The 15,001-nt window shown below is 63.1% G+C and carries 15 protein-coding genes; 12 read left to right on the top strand and 3 right to left on the bottom strand.

What is annotated here, in order from left to right:
• Nucleotides 1–50: 50 nt before the first annotated feature.
• The 6 genes from M3P21_RS02555 (at nucleotide 51) to idi (ending at nucleotide 4,362) form a co-directional block, all read left to right on the top strand.
• The gene (locus M3P21_RS02555; RefSeq protein ID WP_249706548.1) at nucleotides 51–689 is read left to right on the top strand and encodes a queuosine precursor transporter; all 639 of its coding nucleotides are present in this window, start codon (nucleotides 51–53) and stop codon (nucleotides 687–689) included.
• 79 nt (nucleotides 690–768) lie between these two features.
• The gene (arfB, locus tag M3P21_RS02550) at nucleotides 769–1,188 is read left to right on the top strand and encodes an alternative ribosome rescue aminoacyl-tRNA hydrolase ArfB (protein WP_249706547.1); all 420 of its coding nucleotides are present in this window, start codon (nucleotides 769–771) and stop codon (nucleotides 1,186–1,188) included.
• 73 nt (nucleotides 1,189–1,261) lie between these two features.
• Complete coding sequence (locus M3P21_RS02545) at nucleotides 1,262–2,002, top strand: SDR family oxidoreductase (protein WP_249706546.1); 741 nt, start codon at nucleotides 1,262–1,264, stop codon at nucleotides 2,000–2,002.
• Between the two features lie 84 nt (nucleotides 2,003–2,086).
• Nucleotides 2,087–3,124: a P1 family peptidase gene (locus M3P21_RS02540; protein WP_249706545.1), complete on the top strand. Its 1,038-nt coding sequence runs from the start codon at nucleotides 2,087–2,089 to the stop codon at nucleotides 3,122–3,124.
• A 93-nt stretch (nucleotides 3,125–3,217) separates the two neighbouring features.
• Nucleotides 3,218–3,631, top strand: coding sequence for a c-type cytochrome (locus M3P21_RS02535; protein WP_249706544.1), 414 nt, complete (start codon nucleotides 3,218–3,220; stop codon nucleotides 3,629–3,631).
• A gap of 188 nt (nucleotides 3,632–3,819) precedes the next feature.
• The gene (gene idi / locus M3P21_RS02530) at nucleotides 3,820–4,362 is read left to right on the top strand and encodes an isopentenyl-diphosphate Delta-isomerase (protein ID WP_249706543.1); all 543 of its coding nucleotides are present in this window, start codon (nucleotides 3,820–3,822) and stop codon (nucleotides 4,360–4,362) included.
• An 11-nt stretch (nucleotides 4,363–4,373) separates the two neighbouring features.
• Here the strand turns inward: idi and panC are convergent, their stop codons facing one another.
• A complete protein-coding gene (gene panC, locus M3P21_RS02525; RefSeq protein WP_249706542.1) occupies nucleotides 4,374–5,222 on the bottom strand; it encodes a pantoate--beta-alanine ligase in 849 nt (282 codons plus the stop codon).
• The gene (gene panB, locus M3P21_RS02520; protein ID WP_249706540.1) at nucleotides 5,219–6,058 is read right to left on the bottom strand and encodes a 3-methyl-2-oxobutanoate hydroxymethyltransferase; all 840 of its coding nucleotides are present in this window, start codon (nucleotides 6,056–6,058) and stop codon (nucleotides 5,219–5,221) included. Before panB ends, panC begins: the two co-directional genes overlap by 4 nt.
• Before the next feature lie 158 nt (nucleotides 6,059–6,216).
• On the opposite strand from panB, the gene M3P21_RS02515 reads away from it, so the two are divergent.
• The 6 genes from M3P21_RS02515 (at nucleotide 6,217) to M3P21_RS02490 (ending at nucleotide 13,693) form a co-directional block, all read left to right on the top strand.
• Nucleotides 6,217–7,704: an ABC transporter substrate-binding protein gene (locus M3P21_RS02515; protein WP_249706539.1), complete on the top strand. Its 1,488-nt coding sequence runs from the start codon at nucleotides 6,217–6,219 to the stop codon at nucleotides 7,702–7,704.
• Nucleotides 7,705–7,769: 65 nt separating this feature from the next.
• The gene (locus tag M3P21_RS02510; protein ID WP_249706538.1) at nucleotides 7,770–8,837 is read left to right on the top strand and encodes a ligand-gated ion channel; all 1,068 of its coding nucleotides are present in this window, start codon (nucleotides 7,770–7,772) and stop codon (nucleotides 8,835–8,837) included.
• 42 nt (nucleotides 8,838–8,879) lie between these two features.
• Entirely contained in the window at nucleotides 8,880–9,827 is a 948-nt protein-coding gene (locus tag M3P21_RS02505; protein ID WP_249706537.1) for an ABC transporter permease, read from the top strand.
• A complete protein-coding gene (locus M3P21_RS02500; protein WP_249706536.1) occupies nucleotides 9,824–10,639 on the top strand; it encodes an ABC transporter permease in 816 nt (271 codons plus the stop codon). The genes M3P21_RS02505 and M3P21_RS02500 overlap by 4 nt, the downstream gene beginning before the upstream one ends.
• Nucleotides 10,636–12,249 carry an ABC transporter ATP-binding protein gene (locus tag M3P21_RS02495; RefSeq protein ID WP_249706535.1) on the top strand — a complete coding sequence of 538 codons (1,614 nt, stop codon included), beginning with the start codon at nucleotides 10,636–10,638 and terminating at the stop codon, nucleotides 12,247–12,249. Before M3P21_RS02500 ends, M3P21_RS02495 begins: the two co-directional genes overlap by 4 nt.
• Nucleotides 12,242–13,693, top strand: a complete 1,452-nt coding sequence (locus tag M3P21_RS02490; protein WP_249706534.1) for an aldehyde dehydrogenase family protein — start codon at nucleotides 12,242–12,244, stop codon at nucleotides 13,691–13,693. Before M3P21_RS02495 ends, M3P21_RS02490 begins: the two co-directional genes overlap by 8 nt.
• 6 nt (nucleotides 13,694–13,699) lie before the next feature.
• On the opposite strand, the gene pncB is transcribed toward M3P21_RS02490, so the two are convergent.
• A complete protein-coding gene (gene pncB / locus M3P21_RS02485; protein WP_249706533.1) occupies nucleotides 13,700–14,989 on the bottom strand; it encodes a nicotinate phosphoribosyltransferase in 1,290 nt (429 codons plus the stop codon).
• Between the last annotated feature and the right edge of the window lie 12 nt (nucleotides 14,990–15,001).

The raw sequence follows: 15,001 nt of genomic DNA, 5'->3' as shown, positions 1-15,001 counted from the left end.
AAATGAATCGGGCCAAGTCGCCGCTACCTTGTCAAAACGGGCACCAAGATATGACACGCACCTACCTTCCCGGCATTCTTGCCATGGCCGCCATTGTGGTGGCATCGAACATTCTGGTTCAGTTCCTGATCCTCGACGGTCTGCTGACCTGGGGCGCCTTCACCTACCCCTGCGCCTTCATCGTCACTGACATCATGAACCGCGTCTACGGCGTGCAGGCCGCGCGTCGCGTGGTGTTCGCCGGTTTCGTCACCGGTATCCTCTGCTCGCTGATCGGCAGCCAGATCATGCTGGAGTTCGGCCCCGCCGTTCCGCTGCGGGTCGCCATCGCCTCGGGCACCGCCTTCTTGATCGCGCAGCTCACCGATGTGGCGCTGTTCGATCGCCTGCGCGGGGGCCGCTGGTGGCGCGCACCGCTGGTCTCGACACTGGTTGGCTCGGCGCTGGACACCGCCTTGTTCTTCACCATCGCCTTCTCGGCCTCAGTCACGGTCTTCGGCGCAAATGCCGATGCCGCAATCTCTTGGGCGTGGGAGCCGGTCCCCTTCCTGCTGACCGGCCCCGAAGCGCCGCTCTGGGTGACGCTGGGATTTGCCGACTGGCTGGTCAAGCTGGCGCTGGCACTGCTGGCCCTTGTGCCGTTCCGTCTGATCGTGGCGCGCCTGACAGCACCTGCCCAGCACGCTTGATCGCATTAACGACACGACAATCAGGCCGTCCCATCGGGGCGGCCTTTTTGTTTCCGCCCCACCCCGGTAAGGTCCGCCCATGCTCAGGATCGGCGACACCATCACCATTCACGACTGGGAGCTTACGGAAAGCTTCATGCGGGCCTCGGGACCGGGCGGGCAGAATGTAAACAAGGTGGCCACCGCCGTTGAATTGCGGTTCGAGGCGGCGCGCTCGCCGTCGCTGCCCGACCCGGTCAAGGCACGGCTGAAACGGCTGGCGGGCCGGAAATGGACCAAGGACGGCGCCATCGTCATCCAATGCGACGAGACCCGCTCGCAGGCGCGCAACCGCGAGATCGCGCGCGACCGGCTGGCCGAGCTGGTGACGCGCGCGCTGATCAAGCCAAAGCGCCGGGTGCCCACCAAACCCACCTACGGATCGGTGCGGCGCAGGCTGGAGGGCAAAAAGGCGCGCGGCGCGGTCAAGGCGCTACGCGGCCGGATCAGCGACGACTAAGACGCTTTGGGCTGGCATCCGGTCCGCGCGCTGCTAGGGTTCGGGCATTGCACATAGGGGAGGAATTGCGACCATGCGACTGGAGGGCAAATCTGCCATCGTCACCGGCGGTGCGTCAGGGTTCGGCGCGGGCATCGCGCGCAAGTTCGCAAATGAAGGCGCGCATGTGATGATCGCCGACCTCAACCGGGCGGCTGCCCAGCAGCTCGCGGATGAGATCGCGGGCACGGTGTGCGAGACCGACATCTCTGACGCGGCGTCGGTCGCAGAGATGGCCCGCATGGCGGAAACCGCCTTCGGCCAGATCGACATTCTGGTCAACAATGCCGGCATCACCCACCTGCCCGCCCCGCTGGATGAGGTCAGTGAGGAAGATTTCGACCGCGTCTTTGCCGTGAACATGAAATCGGTCTATCTGACAGCGCGGGCACTGGTGCCGCAGATGAAGGCGCGGGGCGCCGGGACGATCCTGAACATAGCCTCGACCGCCGGGCTGTCGCCGCGCCCCGGGCTGAACTGGTACAACGCCTCCAAGGGCTGGATGATCACCGCCACCAAGACGATGGCAGTGGAGCTTGCCCCTGCTGGTCTGCGGGTCAATGCGCTCTGCCCGGTGGCGGGCGAAACGCCTCTGTTGAAATCCTTCATGGGCGAGGACACCCCGGAAATGCGTGCGAAATTCCTGTCGACGATTCCGATCGGCCGCTTTTCGACCCCGCAGGATATGGGCAATGCGGCCTGTTTCCTGTGCTCGGACGAGGCCAGCATGATCACCGGAACAGCGCTTGAGGTGGATGGTGGCCGCTGCATCTGACCCCCCATTCTTCTGTTCAAAAAATACCTCCGCCGGAGGCAGCGCGCGCCAGCGCGCTTTCCCGCAGCAACAAAGCAACCATCCATGACCCCCGGACCCAGTAACCTGATCACCGATATCCCCGGTCTGCGCGTTGGCAACGCTCAGGACGACGCCCTGAAATCCGGCGTCACGGTGCTGACTGCGGATACGCCCTTCACCGCCTCTGTCCATGTGATGGGCGGCGCGCCGGGCACGCGCGAGACCGACCTGCTGGCCGCCGACAAGACTGTCTCGCAGGTCGATGCGCTGGTGTTGTCGGGCGGTTCGGCCTTTGGGCTGGATGCCTGTTCGGGTGTGACCGAGGCGCTCCGCGCCTCCGGTCGCGGGTTTCGGGTTGGCGATGCGGTAGTGCCGATCGTGCCCGGCGCGATCCTGTTCGACCTGCTCAATGGTGGCGACAAGGGCTGGCAACAGAACCCCTATGCGGCGCTGGGGCAGGCCGCGTTCCTTGCGGCGGGGACCGCGTTCAACCTTGGCAGCACCGGTGCCGGAACCGGCGCATTGAGCGCCAATCTCAAGGGAGGGCTGGGCTCGGCCTCGCTGATCCTGCCCTCGGGCGCAACGGTTGCGGCGCTTGTCGCCGCCAATCCGCTGGGCAGCGTCACCACGCCCGGAGACCACCATTTCTGGGCCGCGCATTTCGAGTTGAACGATGAGTTCGGCGGTGTTGGCCCGGACCCGCGCGCCGGGCTGGGTTTGGACCTGAGCAGCCGCAAATCAACGCTGACCCCCGCAAAAGGCGCCGCACGCGCCAATACCACCATCGCCATCGTCGCAACGGATGCCGCGTTGAGCAAGGCGCAGTGTCAGCGGATGGCCGTCGCCGCGCATGACGGGATCGGACGCGCCGTGATGCCCGCGCACAGCCCCGGTGACGGCGATCTTGTATTCGGCGTCTCAACAGGTGCGCGCGCACCGCAAAACCCCGATACCGAGCTCGGGCTGATCGGCCACGCAGCCGCGCTCTGCCTCAGTCGCGCCATCGCGCGCGCCGTGTTTCTTGCGCGGCCCGCTCAAGGCGATCTGTTGCCCTGCTGGATTGACATTCGTCAAGGCAATGAAAGCGGTGCGCCGCCATAAACGCCGCGCGAGGGCGGCGCGGCATTCTATCCGATTGACATTAGTTACCGCACCCGCTCACCTGTGGGGTAGCTACGCAAACGGAGTGAAATTATGAAATACTCGATTCACGCTGCCATCGCCGCCCTCATGCTGGCCACCCCGGCATTGGCAGAGGGTGACGCAGAAGCAGGCAAGAAAGCTTTCAACAAGTGCAAAGCCTGCCACACGATTGTCTCAGCGTCGGATGAAGTCATCGTGAAGGGCGGCAAAACCGGCCCCAACCTTTATGGCATTATCGGCCGTACCGCAGGCACCGAGGAAGGCTACAAATATGGCCCCAGCATCGTCGCCGCAGGTGAGGCCGGGCTGGTCTGGGACGAAGCGACCTTTGTCGAATACACCACCGACCCCAAGAAATTCCTGCAGACCTATCTGGACGACCCCAAAGCCAAGTCCAAGATGACCTTCAAGCTGAAAAAGGGCGGCGAGGACATCTATGCCTTCCTGGCCAGCGTGGCCGAGTAACAGTCAAACCGCTCTCCTGTTCGGGAGGCTGAAAAAGGCCGCAGCTTTGCCTGCGGCCTTTCGCACGATTGAACCTGTGGCAGGTTCTGTGCAGGTTGGACGCAAAGCTGTTTGGACCGGCGACGCCGGGACCGGGTCAGGCAGCGTTTGGCTGGGCCTGCACCAGCGGGCCAGAGGGAGGCATCTGCATGGGAACGAAAATTCCCGCCTGGGTGGACGGAACGCTGGTTCCGTATGGCAAGCTGGAAGCGCATCAACATGGCCTGAAACACAAGGCGGTTTCGGTTTTTGTCATTCGCGGCATGAACATCCTGATCCAGCAGCGCGCCATGGGAAAATACCACACGCCCGGCCTGTGGGCGAACACCTGCTGCACCCATCCCGACTGGGAGGAAGCCTCGTCCGTTTGCACCGTGCGCCGCCTGCGCGAGGAATTGGGGATCAGCGGGCTTTACCCCGAATTCCGCCATCAGCTTGAATACCGCGCCGATGTGGGCTCGGGCCTGGTCGAACATGAGGTGGTCGATGTGTTTCTGGCCCACGCCCGCAAAACGGTCGAGGTCAAGCCGAATCCCGACGAAGTCATGGATACCCGCTGGATCGACTATCACGACCTGCAGGCCGAGGTAGCGCGGCACCCGGAACGGTTCACACCCTGGCTCAAGATCTATCTTGAAAGCTATGCCGACAGGATTTTCGGGCCGGACCTGATCATCTCGGCCACCGGCTAGAAACCCCGTCCTCAGCGCGCGGGAACCGCGATATTGTCGATCAGGCGCACGCCCTCGATAAATGCAGCCGCGAACAGCCTTGCATTGGCGCTGGCGGCCTCAAGCGGGGCAAGGGCCGCGACGTCGCGCAGTTCCAGATACTCAACCGGGTCAAAGCCCGCCTGTTCCAGCCGACCGACCGCCTCGGCCTGCAGCGGCGCGAATTCCGCGCCCTCGGACAGCGCCTGCGCCACCTCGCGCATCACTTGATGCAACGCTGCCGCCTGGCGCATCCCCGCTTCGCTCAACCGCCGGTTTCGCGATGACATGGCCAGACCCGACGCCTCGCGCACCGTGTCGCATCCGACCACCTCTATGGGGATATTCAGATCATCCGCCATGCGGCGCACCACAAGAAGCTGCTGATAATCCTTCTCACCGAAATAGGCCCTGTCGGCCTGGGTCTTGAGGAACAGTTTGGCGACCACGGTGGCGACGCCATCGAAATGGCCGGGCCGGTTCGGCCCCTCCATCATCTCCGTCAGCCCGTCGACGGAGATGGTGGTGGCGAAGCCCGAGGGATAGACCTCTTCGGGTGCGGGGGCGTAGATCAGGTCAACGCCAAGAGGTGACAGCTTGCCGGCGTCCTCTGCCTCGACCCGAGGATAGCTGGTCAGGTCGCCGGGATTGTTGAACTGCATCGGGTTCACGAAAATCGTGACGACGATCCGGTCGCATTGTGCCTTGGCCGCCTCGACCAGCGACAGATGCCCCTCATGCAGGGCCCCCATCGTCGGCACCACACCTACGCTCTGGCCGTCAGAGCGCCACTGCGCAGTCTGGGCACGCAAATCGTTCAATCGACGCAGGATGCGGGTCATGGTTTCGGGGCCTTTTGCGGCGCCTGATCCGCAAACACATGCTCGGCCGCCGGGAAAGTGCGGGCGCGCACCTCGGCCGCATATTCGGCAATTGCGACCTCGGCCAGCGGCCCCAGATTGGCATAGCGTTTCACGAATTTCGGTTTGAACGCGGTGAAAAAACCCAGCATGTCGTCGACCACCAGGATCTGCCCGTCACAGCCCGCTGATGCGCCGATGCCGATGGTCGGGATCGCAATCTCGGCGGTGATCCGGTCAGCCAGCGTCTGTGGCACCTTTTCCAGCACCACCGAAAACGCGCCCGCTTCCGCGACCGCGCGCGCGTCAGCCAGCACCGCCTCGGCCTGGTCTTCGCGGCCCTGCACCTTGTAGCCGCCCAGCGTGTTCACCGATTGCGGGGTCAACCCGATATGCGCCATCACCGGGATGCCGCGCCGGACCAGAAAGCGGATGGTGTCCGCCATCTCGACCCCGCCTTCCAGCTTGACCGCACCAGCGCCTGTCTCGGCCATCAATCGCGCCGCATTGCGAAACGCCTGCGCCGGGGTTTCTTCGTAAGACCCGAACGGCATGTCGATCACCATCATAGACCGGCTCAGCCCGCGCGCCACCGCTTGCCCGTGCAGGATCATCATCTCCATCGTGACGCCCAGTGTCGAGGTCAGCCCGTGCAGAACCATCCCGACGCTGTCGCCCACCAGCACAAAGTCGCAATGCCCGTCCATCATCTGCGCCATCGGCGTGGTATAGGCAGTCAGGCTGACCAGCGGAGCACCACCTTTCTGGCGCAGGATGTCATCGGCGTTCGGGGCTGTCTTGCGGGCTGAGGCGCTCATGAGCTTGCTTTCGGCGAACTGCGGTTCAGGCGGAGATACCAACTGTCACGTGCCAGATGAAGACCGGTTGCGCCAACATATACTTGAATGACCTAAGGTTTCCGACCAGAGTTGGCAAAAGGCCGGGCTAAGGCCAGAGGGATTTCTGGGAGGAAACCATGGGGATTTTCGGTTTGAAGTCGGTGAGACTGGCAGGCGCATTGGTCGTGGGCCTGTGGAGCTCGGCAGCCTATGCCCAGAGTGACATCACCATCGCGCTGCAATTGGAACCACCGCATCTGGACCCCACCAGCGCCGCAGCGCAAGCCATCGATTCGGTTGTCTATACCAACGTGTTCGAAGGGCTGACCCGCTTCATGGGCGACGGCTCGATCGTGCCCGGACTGGCTGAAAGCTGGGAAGTATCCGAGGACGGCAAGACCTATACCTTCAAGCTGCGCGAGGGCGTCGCCTTCCATGACGGCGCGCCAATGAGCGCCGAGGACGTGAAGTTCAGCCTCGACCGCGCCCGCGCCGAGGACAGCGCAAACGCGCAGAAGGCGCTGTTCGACGGGATCGCCGAGGTCACCGTGCTGGACCCGGCAAGTGTTCAGCTGACCCTGGATGAACCCAATGGCAGCCTGCTCTTCAACCTGGCCTGGGGCGACGCGGTGATCGTGTCCGAGGCCAGCATCGCCGATATCAAGACCAACCCGGTCGGCACCGGCGCCTACAAGTTCGCGGAATGGGTGCAGGGCGACCGCATCGACCTGACCCGCAATGACGCCTATTGGGGCGACGCCCCGGCACTGGAAAGCGCGACGTTCAAGTTCATCTCGGACCCCACCGCCGCCTTTGCCGCCGTGATGGCCGAGGATGTGGATGTGTTCGACAATTTCCCCGCCCCCGAAAACCTGCCGCAATTCGAGGCCGACCCGCGGTTTCAGGTGCTGGTCGGCTCGACCGAGGGCGAGACGATCCTGAGCACCAACAACAAGCAGCAGCCCTTTGACGATCTCCGCGTGCGTCAGGCGATTGCCCATGCCATCGACCGGCAGGCGATCATCGACGGGGCGATGTTTGGCTATGGCACCCCGATCGGCAGCCATTTCGCGCCCCACAACCCGGCCTATGTCGATCTGACCGGCAACTCACCCCATGACCCCGACAAGGCGCGCGCGCTGCTGGCCGAGGCCGGTCATCCCGAAGGGTTCGAAACCACGCTGCACCTGCCACCCCCCTCTTATGCGCGGCGCGGCGGCGAAATCATCGCGGCGCAATTGGCCGAGGTCGGCATCACCGCCGAGATCATCAATGTGGAATGGGCGCAGTGGCTGGAATCGGTCTTCAAGGGTAAGAATTTCGGCCTGACAATCGTCAGCCATACCGAGCCGATGGATATCGGCATCTATGCAAGGCCCGATTATTACTTCCAATATGACAATCCCGAATTCCAGACCTTGATGGAGACACTCAACACTACTACCGATCCCGGCGAGCGGGACGCGCTGCTGCAACAGGCGCAACAGATCATCTCCGAGGATTACGTCAACGGCTACCTGTTCCAGCTTGCCAAGCTCGGCGTCGCCAAGGCCGGCGTTCAGGGTCTATGGCTGAACGCGCCAACTGCGGCCATCGACCTGACCGGCGTGTCCTGGTCCGAATGAGTGCCAGGGCGGTCACTCCAAAGATGCGCCGCCGGTCATACCAACATGATATTCAAGAGATGAATTTGCGCCGATTTTTCCTGACTGCCTTTCTGGCAACCGTGCTGATGCTGCTTGCTTTGACGGGTCAGGTCGTGGCGCAAGGGTTGCTGCAGAATGACCACGGGCAGCCGCTCGGCACGCCGGGCAAACCGCTGGATGTGGGCATCGGCATCCATATCGACCAGATCACCTTCGTCGATCAGAAATCCGAAAACTACGGCGCTGTGGCGACGTTGCGGTTTCGCTGGAAAGACCCCGCGCTGGCGTATGAACTGGCCGATTACGAGCGCGAGGTCCGGGTCTTCAAGACCGACGCCTTTCTGGAATACGCAACGGAAAGAGCTGCGATCGTCCCGGCCTTTGTGATCGAAAACCAGCAATCGAACCGCTGGATCCATCAGTCGGTCATCGCTGTGCGCAGCGATGGCGAAGCGAGCTATTTCGAGAAATCCTCGCTGACGCTGCAGGCCCCCTATTTCGACTTCCGCAAATACCCGTTCGACACGCAGCGCTTCTACTACGAGGTGGTCTCGGTCTTTCCCTCTCAGACTGTGCGCTACTCGATCCTGGAAGACGAATCCGGCTTGGGCGATCTGCTGGGCGAAGAGGAATGGATTCTTGAAAACGCCCAGATGCAGAAATCGACGGTGGTGGGCCTGTCCGGGATGGACAGTGACAAGGTCGCACTGGAATTCACCGGCCGACGGCATGTGCTCTATTATGCGATCCGGATCTTCATGCCGATGCTGGTGCTGATCTCGGTCAGCTGGTCGCTGTTCTTTCTGGACGAATACCGTAAACGCATCGAAATCGCGGGTGCGAACCTGCTGGTCTTCGTGGCGTTCAACTGGGTCATCTCCGAAGATCTGCCCAAACTGGGGTATCTGACCTTTCTGGATTTCATCCTGCAATGGATGTTCGTGGTGACCGGGGCGGCGATCGTGTTCAACGTGATGCTGCGGCGGATGAAACTGGCCGGACGCGAGGCGTTTGCGGCCAAGCTGGACAATTATGCGATCAAATGGATCTATCCGCTGTCTTATGCGGCGATCATCGGTTTTGCGATCCTGAACTTCCTGGTCAAAACCTAGAGATGCTGGACCCACGCCCGACGCGCGCCTAACGTGGCCCCGATGCTGCGCTACACGCTGAAACGCCTTATCTCCCTTATGCTGAGCCTTGCGGTCGCCTCGCTGGTGATTTTCGCGGTGATCGAGATCGCGCCCGGTGATCCGGCGCAGTTCATGCTGGGCGTGAACGCGCAGCCCGACACCTTGGCCGCCCTGCGCGCCGAACTTGGGCTGGATACCTCAAAGCCCGACCGCTACCTCGCCTGGGTCGGCGGCATGTTGCAGGGGGATTTCGGCACCTCCTATACCTATCGCACGCCGGTGGCGGGGATGATCGCGGACCGGCTGTGGGTCTCGCTGCCGCTGACGATCTATGCGCTGGTGATTTCGATCCTGTTGGCCTTTCCGGCCGGAATTTATGCGGCTTCACGACGCGGGCGGATCGGGGATGCGGCGATGATGGGCACCACGCAGCTGGGCGTCGCGATCCCGAATTTCTGGTTTGCGATGATGCTGGTGCTGGTTTTTGCGGTGAACCTGCGCTGGTTCAATGCCGGAGGGTTCCCCGGTTGGGACAAGGGGCTCCGGACCGGACTGCACGCGCTGACCCTGCCCGCCATCGCGCTGGCGCTGCCGCAGGCGTCGATTCTGGCCCGCGTCATGCGCTCGGCCCTGTTGGATGTGCTGGGCGAGGATTTCATGCGTACCGCCCGCGCCAAGGGCCTGAGCCGTGGTCAGGCGATCTGGCGGCACGGGCTGCGCAACGCATTGATCCCGGTGCTGACCATCATCGGGCTGCAGGTCTCTTTCCTGCTGGCGGGTGCCATCATCATCGAGCAGGTGTTCTATCTGCCGGGTCTCGGACGATTGATCTTTCAGGCCATCAACGCGCGTGACCTGATCGTGGTGGAATCGGTGGTGATGCTGCTGGTCTTTGTGGTGATCACAGTGAATTTTATGGTCGATCTTGCCTATGCCGTGGTCGACCCTCGCCTGAGGACACGTACATGAGCCGGGGCCTGTGGATCGGATCGCTGCTAACGGCCCTGATGCTCGGCCTTGCCCTGTTGTCTCTGGTCTGGACGCCCTACCCCTACGAACAACTGGATATCCCCAACAAGCTGATGCCGCCGAGCCTGACCCATCCGCTGGGCACCGATCATTTCGGGCGCGATATCCTCAGCATGATCATGGTCGGCATCCGCACCTCGATGGGTGTGGCCATCGTGGCGGTGGCGATCGGGCTTGCCTTTGGCATCCCGCTGGGCCTGCTGGCCAGCCAGCGCAAAGGCGGCTGGATCGACGAGGTGATCATGCGCACCAATGACGTGATCTTCGCCTTCCCGCTGTTGGCCATGGCGATCCTGATCACGGCGGTCTTTGGCCCCTCGGCCACCAACGCCATCGTGGCCTTTGGCATCTTCAACATCCCGGTCTTTGCCCGCGTCACCCGAGGCGGCGCACTCAGCCTGTGGGAGCGCGAGTTCATCTTTGCCGCGCGGGTTGCCGGCAAGTCGCGCCTGCGGATCAGCGCCGAACATATCCTGCCCAACATTCTGGGCATCCTGATCGTGCAGGGCACCATCCAGTTCGCCCTCGGCATTCAGGTCGAGGCGGCGCTGTCCTTCGTCGGGCTGGGCGTGCAGCCGCCAACGCCGTCGCTGGGCCGGATGCTGGCCGATGCGCAGACCCTGGTGACCATCGCGCCGCATATCGCCATCTTTCCCGGTCTTGCCATCATCACCATCGTGGTGGGTCTGAACCTGATGGGCGACGGGCTGCGCGACTGGCTCGACCCGCGGCTCAGGGTGGTGCGCGCATGAGCCTGCTTGAGATCACCGGCCTGAGCGTGTCTATTGCGGGCAAGCCCATCCTGCGCAATGTCGATCTGTCCGTGGCAAAGGGCGAGATCGTTGCCGTCACCGGCGAAAGCGGCTCGGGCAAATCCATGACCGCGTTTTCGGTCATGCAACTGCTGCCCGAGAATGCCGAAATCGGCGGCGCGATCCAACTGGATGGGACCGAATTGACCGCGTTGCCCGAAGCACAGCTTTGCGCAATGCGCGGCGCGCGGATCGGGATGGTGTTTCAGGAGCCGATGTCTGCGCTGAACCCGGTCAAGACCATCGGCGATCAGGTGGTCGAAACCATCCTGATCCATGGCGCCCTGCCCAGGGATCAAGCCCGCGCGCACGCGCATGAGATGTTGTCCCGCGTTGGCCTGCCGCCGGATCAGTTTTCACCCACCCGCTTTCCGCATGAGTTGTCGGGCGGCCAGCGGCAAAGGGTGGTGATCGCCATGGCCATCGCCCTGCGCCCCGACCTGCTGATCGCGGATGAACCGACAACCGCGCTGGACGTCACCACGCAGGCGCAGATCCTCGACCTGCTCAAGGGGCTGGTCAGTGAATTCGACATGGGGCTGCTGATGATCACCCACGATCTGGCGGTGGTCTCGGACATGGCCGACCGCATCGTGGTGATGCGCGCGGGCGAAGTGGTGGAAACCGGGCCGACGCGTCAGCTCTTTGCCCGGATGAACCATCCCTATACCCGCATGCTGTTCGAGGCGTCGCGCCACAGCGTTGAACTACCGGAAAAACACGGTGCCGAGGCGCTGCTTTCGGTTCAGGACGTGGTGCGCGCTTACCGGTTGCCACGCACCAAGCTGTTCGGCCCAGCCGAGTATCACCGCGCCGTCGACGGGGTCAACTTCACGCTCCGGAAGGGCGAGCGGTTGGGGCTTGTCGGGGAATCAGGTTGTGGAAAATCGACCCTGACACGGGCGATTCTGGGCCTTGAACCGGTGCAAGGCGGGCAGATCCTGCTGAACGATGCGCCGGTCTACACCGAACGCGGTGCCGATCTTGCCGTGCGGCGCGGCATGCAGGTGGTGTTTCAGGACCCGTTCGGCAGCTTCAACCCCCGCCATCGCGTTGCGCGGCTGATCACTGAACCCTATCACCTGCTTGATGCACCGCCCACCGGTGCTGAGCGCGCTGACGCGATTGCCGAGGCATTGCGCGCCGTCGGCCTGTCACCCGATGATGCGCGCAAATACATCCATGAATTCTCCGGCGGTCAGCGGCAGCGGATCGCCATCGCCCGCGCTTTGATCATCAAACCTGACCTGATCCTGTTCGACGAGGCGGTCTCGGCGCTGGATGTCTCGGTTCGGGCGCGCATCCTCGATCTGGTGGCCGAGTTGTGCGAGAGCCATGACCTGAGCTATCTGTTCATCAGCCACGACCTGAGCGTCGTGCGCACGATCACCGACCGGGTGCTGGTGATGCGCGCGGGCCGGATCGTGGAAGAAGGCGAGACCGAACTGGTCTTCTCGAACCCGCGCCATCCCTATACGCAGGCCCTGATCGCCGCCGCGCCGGTTCTGCCCGATATCGACATTGACCACAGGAGCCACCCCCATGTCTGACCTGATCTGGTTCGATCCCACGCTCTGCTTGACCGGCGGCAACTGGCAGCCCGCCACCGAACGCCAGACCCTGCCCCTGACCAACCCTTCCGACAATAGCGCCTTGTGCCAGATCGCGCGGGGCGGGGCTGCGGATATCGACCAAGCGGTGGCAGCGGCGGGCGAAGCGCGGGATGGCGACTGGGGCAAGCTCACCGCCGCCGAGCGGGGCCGCATCCTGCTGCGGTTGGCTGAACTGGTGCGTGATCGGGCCGAAGACCTTGCCCGGCTGGAGGCGATGGATGTGGGCAAACCCCTGACCCAGGCCCGCGCCGATGCGATGGCGCTGGCGCGCTATTGCGAGTTCTACGGTGGGGCAGCCGACAAGGTTCATGGGGACACCATCCCCTATCTCGACGGCTACACCGTCTACACGCTGCGCGAACCACACGGCGTGACCGGCCATATCGTGCCGTGGAACTATCCGATGCAGATCATCGGCCGCTCGATCGGGGCGGCGCTGGCCATGGGCAATGCCACCGTCCTGAAACCGGCAGAAGAGGCCTGCCTGACCACGATCGCCTTTGCCCATCTGGCGCAAGAGGCAGGACTGCCCGCAGGCGCGCTGAACGTGGTGCCGGGTCTGGGTGCCGAGGCCGGGGCGGCGCTGGCTGGGCATGGGGATATCGACCATATCTCGTTCACCGGGTCAGTGGCGACGGGCGCGTTGGTGCAGCAGGCCGCGGGTGAAAATGTGGTGCCGGTGACGTTGGAGTTAGGCGGAAAGTCCCCGCAGCTTGTTTTTGACGATGCCGATCTGGAGGCCGCGCTGCCGTTTCTGGTCAATGCGGGCATTCAGAACGCAGGCCAAACCTGTTCGGCCGCCTCGCGCATTCTGGTCCAGCGCGGCGTCTATGACGTGGTGCGCGACCGGATGGCCGCCGCTTACGAGGACCTTTCCGTCGGCCCTGCCCTGATCGACCCGCGCGTCGGACCGCTGATCTCGGCGCGGCAGAAAGAGATCGTCTCGCGCTATCTCGAACTCGGCTCTGATCTGACCGTGGTCGCGCAAGGCACTGTTCTGCCTGATGCGCCGGAGGCGGGGCATTACGTCCGGCCCACACTGTTCGCCGATGTCCCCGTCGGACACCGGTTGGCGCGCGAAGAGATATTTGGCCCCATTCAGGTCATCATCCCTTTCGATACCGAAGATGAGGCTCTAACAATCGCCAACAGCACCGATTACGGGTTGGTTGCGGGCCTCTGGACCCGCGACGGTGCACGGCAGATGCGGCTGGCGAAACGGCTGCGATCGGGTCAGGTCTTCATCAACAATTACGGCGCGGGCGGCGGCGTGGAATTGCCGTTCGGCGGGGTCGGCAAATCCGGCCACGGGCGCGAAAAGGGTTTCGAGGCGCTTTATGGGTTCTCGCAGTTGAAAACCGTCGCGGCCTTTCACGGCTGAGGCGGCTCAGACCACCACATCGATCTTTTCCTGATCGCCAACCTGAAACACCCGCTTGTAGCGTGCGATCTCACCGGCTGGTCCCATCGCCTTTTCCGGGTTGTCCGACAATTTGACGGTGGGTCGTCCATTGGCCGCCACCGCCTTGCAGACCAGCGAGAAAGGCGCAAGACCGTTGCCCGGCACCAGATCACGGAAATCGTTGGTCAAAAGCGTGCCCCAGCCGAACGAAATCATCGCCTGCCCCGCGAATTGCCTGTGCAGCGCCGCAATCGAATCCACGTCCAACCCATCGGAAAAGATAATCCGTTTCTCAAGCGGGTCTTCGCCGCGCGCGCGCCACCAGTCGAGGGCGATCTGCGCCGCCTTTGCCGGATCGCCGCTATCGATCCGGATACCGGTCCAACCCGCCAACCAGTCCGGCGCGCGATCCAGGAAACCTTTGGTGCCATAGGTATCGGGCAGGATGATGCGCAAGTTGCCGTCATGCTCTTCGTGCCAGTCGCTCATCACATCATAGGGGGCCTGCGCCAGCGCTTCGTCGCTTTCGGCCAGCGCCGAATAGACCATCGGCAGCTCATGCGCGTTGGTGCCGATCGCCTCGACCTCGCGGCGCATGGCGATCAGGCAGTTCGAGGTGCCGGTAAAAGCGGGGCCCAGCCCCTCGATCATCGCCTGCGCGCACCAATCCTGCCACAGGAAGGAATGTCGGCGGCGGGTTCCGAAATCGGCTATGCCCAGCCCGTCGATGGCACGCAGTTTCTCGATCTTCTCCCAGACGCGGGTCATGGCGCGGGCATAGAGTATCTGCAGTTCGAATCGCCGCATGTCGTTGATCACGGCGCGCGAGCGCAGCTCCATCAGCACCGCAAGCGCCGGGATTTCCCACAGCATGACCTCGTGCCAGAGCCCCTCGAAGGTCAATTCATACTGATCGCCACGCCGTTCCAGGTGATAGGGCGGCAGGCGCAGCCCCTCGAACCACTCCATGAAATCGGACCGGAACATCTGACGCTTGCCATAGAAGGTGTTGCCGCGCAGCCATGTGCTTTCACCACGGCTCAGGCGCAAGGACCGGATGTGGTCGAGTTGTTCGCGCAGCTCGCCCTCGTCGATCAAATCCGCCAACGGGATCGAGGTGGTCCGGTTGATCAGCGAGAACCGCACATGCGTATCAGGCCGGTTGCGAAAAACCGACTGACACATCAACAGCTTATAGAAATCCGTGTCGATCAGGGATCGGACGATCGGGTCGATCTTCCACTTGTGGTTATAGACGCGCGTTGCGATATCCACGGTACACCTCGG

This window comes from Ruegeria spongiae (assembly GCF_023502395.1).
Taxonomy (GTDB): domain Bacteria; phylum Pseudomonadota; class Alphaproteobacteria; order Rhodobacterales; family Rhodobacteraceae; genus Ruegeria_C; species Ruegeria_C spongiae.
The sequence above is the reverse complement of the archived record's forward strand: the minus strand, read 5'-3'. Positions and strand labels throughout refer to the sequence as shown.